Below are 7,486 nucleotides of genomic sequence, written 5' to 3'. Positions count from 1 at the left end.
TCAGCTGGAAGGCATAAACAATCGAATAAAGGTCATCAAACGGATGGCGTACGGTTACCGGGATAGCGAATTCTTTTTCATGAAGATCAAGAGCGTGTTTCCCGGCAATCCGTGATGAACCTTTTTTCTTGGCTGATCGTTCCCACGCAGAGCGTGGGAACGATCAGCGGTGTCTTCTTGGGCGGTGTTATTTGAAGTCGTTCTGCCGCCACGCTTCGTAAACGGCCACTGCCACGGTGTTGGACAGGTTCAGGCTGCGGCAGCCTTCGCGCATCGGCAGGCGCAGGCGCTGTTCGCCGGGCAGGGCATCGAGCACTTCCGGCGGCAGGCCACGGCTTTCCGGGCCGAAAATGAACGCATCGCCGGGGACGAACGCGGCATCGTGAAACGGCCGCGAACCCTTGGTGGTGAAGGCGAACAACCGTGGATGGCCGAGGCTTTCCAGGCAACTGGCGAGGTCGGCATGGCGCTGCAAGGTGGCATACTCGTGGTAGTCGAGACCGGCGCGGCGCAGGCGCTTGTCGTCCATCTCGAAGCCCAGCGGTTCGATCAAATGCAGGTGGCAGCCGCTGTTGGCGCACAGCCTGATAACGTTGCCGGTGTTCGGCGGAATTTCCGGTTGAAAAAGGATGACGTGAAACATGCACGGCTCCGAAGGTAAAGATGACGCGCATTCTACGCCGCAAGCGGATCCGCGTTCGAAACTATTCCTGCGGGTGATGGCTTCACTGGCGATCGTCGGTGTGATGGTCGGGATGATGATCGGCCGTTTGACCACGCCTGACCCGACCGTCTTGCAGCAGGTCGAGGTGATCGATGGCGGTCTGGCGGTCTGGTTCAACAACGAGCCCAGGCTGCACGGCGAGATCGTCGATGGCAGCATTGCATTGCTGTTCGAGGCCGAAGGCCAGGCGCAGAAAGGCCAGCTCAAGTTCAACGGCAAGGACGTGAACTGGCGGACGCGGTTGAGTGACGGGGGATTGTTGCTGACGCTGGTGGCGGCGCGGCCGCTGCAGGGCGAATGGGCCGGCCAGGCGGTCGATGACCGCTGGCGGCTGGAGATCCATCTCCGGGAGCAATAAAAGAGGGAATCCCCGGCCTGCCTGTACCAAGGTTCCCGAAACGGGCGGGCTCATCGCAGTGCGTTCTGAGCCGGTGTAAAGAAGGAACCCATGACCTGCCTGTATCAAGGGCCCCAAAAGGGTGGACTCGATGAGTCCGGTGTAAAGAGGGGAATCCCCGGCCTGCCTGTACCAAGGCCCCCGAAAGGGTCGGTGAATCGAATCACCTGATGGAGTTATTGCAGGGCGCGTGCCAGTTTTTATCGTTTTGAAACAAAAAGCCCGACACAATGCCGAAGGCCCCGTAATACGGGGCCTTCGTCTTTTTACAGGATGGAATTTTCAGGGTGTTTTAGAGCAGGCCTTAACCAGCTCCCGTGCCCGATTAAGGGTCACGGTGCCTTGCGGCGGTGCAGGCTGGCGCTGAATCTCAGCCTTCATCGCCCTCATCGTCATCCCCGCCATCGACCTTCATGCCGAGTTCCTTGATCTTGCGGGTCAAGGTATTCCGGCCCCAGCCCAGCAGCACGGCCGCGTCGCGACGACGTCCGGCGGTGTGCTTCAGAGCCGTCTCGATCATGATCCGCTCGAACGCCGGCACCGCGCTGTCGAGCAGGCTCGACTGACCGCGCGCCAGGGCCTGATCGGCCCACTGGCGCAGCGCCTGTTCCCAGTTGGTCACCGGCGCCGAGTCCTGTGGCAGGCTCAGCAATTCCGGCGGCAGGTCGCTGATGTGCACCTCGCGCCCGGACGCCATCACGGTGATCCAGCGGCAGGTGTTTTCCAGCTGCCGCACGTTGCCCGGCCAAGGCAGGTTTTTCAGGTATTCCTCGGTCTCGCTTTTCAGCAGCTTCGGCTCCACCGCCAGTTCCTGCGCGGCGCGGCTGAGGAAGTGCTTGGCTAGGGTCGGGATGTCTTCACGACGGTCCGACAGGCGCGGGATGTGGATGCGGATCACGTTGAGGCGGTGGAACAAGTCCTCACGGAATTTCCCGGCGTGAACCAGGGTTTCCAGATTCTGGTGAGTCGCGGCGATGATCCGCACATCGACCTTGACCGGCACGTGCCCGCCAACGCGATAGAACTCGCCATCGGCCAGCACCCGCAGCAGGCGAGTCTGGGTGTCCGCCGGCATGTCGCCGATTTCATCGAGGAACAGCGTGCCGCCGTCGGCCTGTTCGAAGCGGCCGCGACGCAGGTTGGCCGCACCGGTGAACGCGCCTTTTTCGTGGCCGAACAGTTCGGATTCCATCAGGTCTTTCGGGATTGCCGCCATGTTCAGCGCGATGAACGGTGAGGCCGCACGCGGGCTGTGGCGGTGCAGGGCGTGGGCCACCAGTTCTTTACCGGTGCCGGATTCGCCGTTGATCAGCACGGTGATGTTGGAGTGGCTCAAGCGCCCGATGGCGCGAAACACTTCCTGCATCGCCGGTGCTTCGCCGATGATTTCCGGGGTGCGGGTCAGAGTCGGAGCGACTTCCAGGCCTTGTTGTTCCTGGGCGTGCTGATTGGCGCGCTTGACCAGCGACACCGCTTCATCGACGTCGAACGGCTTGGGCAGGTACTCGAACGCGCCACCCTGATAGGAGGCGACAGCGCTGTCCAGATCGGAATGAGCGGTCATGATGATCACCGGCAGCCGCGGGTGCTGCTCGCGGATCCGTGCCAGCAGGTCCAGGCCACTGGCGCCGGGCATGCGGATGTCGGAGATGATCACGTCCGGCTGCTGGCGCGCGAGGCGGCTCATCACGCCATCGGCGCTGTCGAAGCTCTGGGTGGTCATGCCTTCCTGTTGCAGGGCTTTTTCCAGAACCCAACGGATAGAACGGTCGTCATCGACGATCCACACGGTTTCACTACGGCTCATGTCGATGTGGCTCCTTGTTCCAGTGGCAGAAAGATCGAAAACGTGGTGTGGCCGGGGTGGCTGTCACACTCGATCAGGCCCTGGTGCTGGCTGATGATGTTCTGGGTGATGGCCAGGCCGAGCCCGGTACCGTCCGGACGGCCGCTGACCATGGGAAAAAAGATGGTTTCCTGGAGTTCCGCCGGAATGCCCGGGCCGTTGTCGATGATCTCGATCTTGGTCACCAGGCGATGGCGGATGTGGCCGATGGTGAACTGGCGCATGGCGCGGGTACGCAGGCTGATGCGGCCCAGGCGCAGCTCGTTCTGGCTGCTGATGGCCTGCATCGCGTTGCGCACGATGTTCAGCACCGCCTGAATCATTTGTTCGCGGTCGATCAGGACGTCGGGAATGCTCGGGTCGTAATCGCGCACCAGCGTGATGCAGCCCTGGCTTTCGGCCTCGACCAATTGGCAGACGCGCTCCAGCACTTCGTGGACGTTGCACAGGGCCAGCGACGGCAGTTTGTTCGAGCCGAGCATGCGGTCGACCAGATTGCGCAGGCGATCGGCCTCTTCGATGATCACGTTGGTGTAGTCGCGCAGGCTGTCTTCCGGCAGTTCCCGGGCCAGCAGTTGCGCGGCACCGCGGATGCCGCCCAGCGGATTCTTGATCTCGTGGGCCAGGCCGCGCACCAGCATCTTGCTGGTTTCCTGCTTCGACAGCTGTGCTTCTTCCTTGGTGATCCGCAACAGGCGGTCACGGGGATGGACCTCCAGCAGGAGCAGGGTCGCGCCGTTGCTGAGAATCGGCGTCACCGCGTAATCCACCGTCAGGGTCTGGCCGGTGAGGGCGGTGAGCATCGCTTCGCGCTTGGTGAACGGGTGCGCCTGTTCCACCGCCTGGCGCAACGAGTTGAGCGCCTCGGTGGACTCGGTGAACAGCTCGCTGATGAACTGCCCATGGCTGCGCTGACCGCTGATGGCCAGCAGCATCTCCGCCGCCGGGTTCATGTACTCGAGGCGCAATTCGCTGTCGAGCAGGATGGTGGCGGTGGTCAGGTTGTCGAGTAGCAAGCGATGCAGTGCGTCACTGATGGTCATGAGGACCTCTTTTGGAGCATGGCGCGCGCAGGGATACAGCGCTGATGCGAGGAAAATGCAAAAACCAAACCAAGGCTCCGAAAAGAAGCGTTCAACCCCTGAAACGGGCGTTTGACGCTCGTTTGCGTGGCAATCAAACCGCTCTGGCGGGTACTTTCGAACCAAAATGGGTTGAAATGTGAGTACGGTGCAGGGCGGTGCACCAATATAGTGCGCAAAACTGAGCGGCGTCAGAAGAAACGCAGGAAAGGATTTTTCGGTTCGGCGGGTTTGTCTTTCAGCGGGCATTCCGGGCGCACGCCGTAGTCGGCGGTGATGCAGGGTTTGACCTGGCGTTTCTGCGCCAGGGAGATGCGCTGCATGTGGAACGGCTGGTTCGCGGTTTTTTCCACGGTTCGGCCGTGGGCATCAAGGATTTCCACCGACAGGTTGTGGCTGCCACGATCAATGTTGCTCAGCGGGAACACCGGGCTCAGACCGGGTTCGCCGACGGCCTGGCCGTCCAGCAGCAGGCGATACCGATGACCTTTTTGCAGGCCTGGCTCGCTGGTGACGCTGACGATCAGCTCGCCGGCGCTGCTGCGAATGGTTGCGTCCGGCTCGGGGATCAGCACACGTAGCATGTCGTAGCGGAGCGGCGGCTCTGCTGGTTGCTTCGACGGTGTGACGGGTGCGGCACCGGCCGGGTTCGAGGCCATGCGATTGCTGGGGGTCAGCGGCACACGCTTCGCATTCCCGCGTGGCTGATCGGTATAGACCCGATTGCCCTGTGCGTCGATGTAAGTGAACACCTCGGCCGATGCGCCAAACGCGCTCAGCCACAGGCACAAGGCAATCAATCCTCGCGTCATGGCTTGTGCACCCGTTGCACGGTGAACACCACCGCCGGGCTCTGCTGAATGATCGCCCCGCCATCGATCACCTGCACTGCCAGCCGATGCTCGCCGCGATCAATATTGACCAGTTGCAGGATCGGTACATTGCTCGCCTGGCCATAAGGCGCGTCGTCCAGCAGCAGGCGCAATTGGTGCGGAGGTTGCAGGCGCGGCTTGATCAGCACGCTGACGGTGAAGGTGCCGTTGTTGGCACGCAGGGCCTCTTCGGTGGGCAGGCCGGTCAGCGCCAGCACGTCATAGGCATTGCGCGCTGGCGCACGGCTGGGGGTGACTGAAGAGGGCGCGCTCGGTGCCTGGGGCTGGACGCTGTTGAGCGGCGGCAACTCCACCGGCTGTGCCTGCGCCCCGTCCGGCGCGTGATCGCTGTACGCCGTGTTGCCGCTGGCATCGGTGTACTTGTAGATCTGCGCTGATGCGGTGCACGCGCAAGTCAGCAACAGAATGAACAGCAATGGCCGCATTCGGACGTCCTGTGAGCAGCGGATATCACTCCGACAATGGAATACCCTCGCCGCCAGCATAGAACACAACCAGTTCTACGGGTTCATCACCAGTGACGCCGCGATGGTCGCGGTTGACCATTTCGGCAACGGCCTCTCCCTGCTTGAAACTCTGGCTGCGGCCATCGTCCCGGCTTTCGATCGTCAGTTCGCCGGAAAGAATGTAGGCGGCGTTGGGGATCGGGTGGGTGTGCCACTGGAGCTGGGTATTGGCGGGAATTCTGAGTTTGAGCACTGACAGTTCGGGGGCGGCGTCGGGATAGCGCAGGTAAGGGGTTCCGTCCCACGAGGTGCTGCTTTCAAGCAAGAGCTTGCGTTGTGTCTGCTCGGGTTCGTCGGCGGAGGTGCAACCCAGCAGGGTCAGAACTGGCAATGTGGCCAGCAGTGTCTTGAAGAGGCAATGTTTCATCGTGTTATTCCTCGAATGGTCGTAAGAGGAAAAGGCTACGGGGTGGTCACGAGGATTGATGCCGGACGATGCGCAATCTGCTCGCGTATTTGGGGATTGAGGCTGTCGGAATCTGCCTCAAAAAAAAGGCCTCCCGAAGGAGGCCTCTTTTTGTCACGCCGCGTAGCGCGGCGCTACCGGATCAGCAGCTGTAGTACAGCTCATATTCCAGTGGGTGTACGAAGGTGCGGACCTTGATTTCTTCTTCGGATTTCAGCGCGATGTAAGCGTCGATGAAGTCGTCGGAGAACACGCCACCCTTGGTCAGGAATGCGCGGCCCTTGTCCAGCTCTTCCAGGGCTTCTTTCAGGCTGCCGCAAACTTGCGGGATCTCTTTCGCCTCTTCAGGCGGCAGGTCGTACAGGTTTTTGTCGGCAGCATCGCCTGGGTGGATCTTGTTCTGGATACCGTCCAGACCGGCCATCAGCAGCGCTGCGAAAGCCAGGTACGGGTTGGCGGCCGGATCCGGGAAGCGGGCTTCGATACGACGGCCTTTAGGGCTGTTGACGTAAGGGATACGGATCGAGGCAGAACGGTTGCGAGCCGAGTAGGCCAGCATCACCGGCGCTTCGAAACCTGGTACCAGACGCTTGTAGGAGTTGGTAGACGGGTTGGTGAAGCCGTTCAGGGCCTTGCCGTGCTTGATGATACCGCCGATGAAGTACAGGGCGGTTTCGGACAGGCCGGCATAGCCTTCGCCAGCGAAGGTGTTCTTGCCGTCTTTGGCGATGGACATGTGCACGTGCATGCCCGAACCGTTGTCGCCGTACAGAGGCTTCGGCATGAAGGTCGCGGTGCGGCCGTAAGCGTCGGCTACGTTGTGTACAACGTATTTCAGCGTCTGAACTTCGTCAGCTTTCTTCACCAGGGTGTTGAACTTGACACCGATTTCGTTCTGACCGGCAGTTGCCACTTCGTGGTGGTGAACTTCAACGGTCTGGCCCATCTCTTCCAGTGCGTTGCACATGGCGGTACGGATTTCGTGGTCGTGGTCGAACGGCGGAACCGGGAAGTAGCCGCCTTTCACGCCTGGACGGTGGCCCTTGTTGCCGCCTTCCACGTCCTGGTCGGACATCCACGAACCTTGTTCGGAGAAGATCTTGAACATCGAACCGGAGATGTCGGACTTGAACTTCACTTCGTCGAAAATGAAGAATTCCGGCTCTGGACCGGCGAAGACGGTGTCACCGATACCGGTGGTCTTCAGGTATTCTTCGGCGCGGTGGGCGATGGCGCGCGGGTCGCGATCGTAGCCTTGCATGGTCGAAGGTTCGATGATGTCGCAGACCAGGATCAGGGTCGGCTCTTCGGTGAACGGGTCCAGAACGGCGGTTTCGTCGTCCGGCAGCAGGATCATGTCGGAGGCTTCGATGCCTTTCCAGCCAGCGATGGAGGAACCGTCGAACATCTTGCCAACTTCGAAGAAGTCGTCTTCCAGCGCATCGCGAGCCGGCATGGTCACGTGGTGCTGAGTGCCTTTTGTGTCCGTGAAGCGCAGATCAATCCACTTGACGTCATGATCTTTGATGAGTTGAACCGACTTCGACATAGTGTCCTCCGGGTGAATTAGGGCGGGTAGTGGATGCCCTTAATAGTGGTGATGCCGGCGCGAATACTCTGCCAAGGCAACCT

9 protein-coding genes are annotated in these 7,486 nt (G+C 61.0%); 2 read left to right on the top strand and 7 right to left on the bottom strand.

Annotated features, from left to right (window positions below; translation table 11 throughout):
• On the top strand, positions 1-115 hold a 115-nt coding region (locus L6D81_RS26175), incomplete at its 5' end, for a transposase (RefSeq protein WP_143497295.1).
• 72 nt (positions 116-187) lie between these two features.
• Here L6D81_RS26175 and L6D81_RS26170 read toward each other — a convergent pair.
• Positions 188-643, bottom strand: coding sequence for a tRNA (cytidine(34)-2'-O)-methyltransferase (locus L6D81_RS26170; RefSeq protein WP_007952520.1), 456 nt, complete (start codon positions 641-643; stop codon positions 188-190).
• Here L6D81_RS26170 and L6D81_RS26165 point away from each other — a divergent pair.
• Entirely contained in the window at positions 642-1,082 is a 441-nt protein-coding gene (locus L6D81_RS26165) for a hypothetical protein (protein ID WP_236182521.1), read from the top strand. The genes L6D81_RS26170 and L6D81_RS26165 overlap by 2 nt on opposite strands.
• 409 nt (positions 1,083-1,491) lie before the next feature.
• On the opposite strand, the gene ntrC is transcribed toward L6D81_RS26165, so the two are convergent.
• The 6 genes from ntrC to glnA all read right to left on the bottom strand — a co-directional run bounded on the left by ntrC (position 1,492) and on the right by glnA (position 7,403).
• Positions 1,492-2,928 carry a nitrogen regulation protein NR(I) gene (gene ntrC, locus L6D81_RS26160; protein ID WP_007952518.1) on the bottom strand — a complete coding sequence of 479 codons (1,437 nt, stop codon included), beginning with the start codon at positions 2,926-2,928 and terminating at the stop codon, positions 1,492-1,494.
• Complete coding sequence (gene glnL, locus L6D81_RS26155) at positions 2,925-4,010, bottom strand: nitrogen regulation protein NR(II) (protein ID WP_236182520.1); 1,086 nt, start codon at positions 4,008-4,010, stop codon at positions 2,925-2,927. Before glnL ends, ntrC begins: the two co-directional genes overlap by 4 nt.
• Positions 4,011-4,240: 230 nt before the next feature.
• The gene (locus L6D81_RS26150; RefSeq protein ID WP_236182519.1) at positions 4,241-4,861 is read right to left on the bottom strand and encodes a DUF4124 domain-containing protein; all 621 of its coding nucleotides are present in this window, start codon (positions 4,859-4,861) and stop codon (positions 4,241-4,243) included.
• Positions 4,858-5,367, bottom strand: coding sequence for a DUF4124 domain-containing protein (locus L6D81_RS26145; RefSeq protein ID WP_236182518.1), 510 nt, complete (start codon positions 5,365-5,367; stop codon positions 4,858-4,860). The genes L6D81_RS26150 and L6D81_RS26145 overlap by 4 nt, the downstream gene beginning before the upstream one ends.
• A gap of 25 nt (positions 5,368-5,392) precedes the next feature.
• Entirely contained in the window at positions 5,393-5,815 is a 423-nt protein-coding gene (locus L6D81_RS26140; RefSeq protein ID WP_236182517.1) for a cupin domain-containing protein, read from the bottom strand.
• A gap of 181 nt (positions 5,816-5,996) precedes the next feature.
• Positions 5,997-7,403 carry a glutamate--ammonia ligase gene (gene glnA, locus L6D81_RS26135; protein ID WP_236182516.1) on the bottom strand — a complete coding sequence of 469 codons (1,407 nt, stop codon included), beginning with the start codon at positions 7,401-7,403 and terminating at the stop codon, positions 5,997-5,999.
• Between the last annotated feature and the right edge of the window lie 83 nt (positions 7,404-7,486).

This window comes from Pseudomonas sputi (genome assembly GCF_021603585.1).
GTDB lineage: Bacteria > Pseudomonadota > Gammaproteobacteria > Pseudomonadales > Pseudomonadaceae > Aquipseudomonas > Aquipseudomonas sputi.
This window is presented reverse-complemented; position numbering and strand designations above follow the sequence as displayed.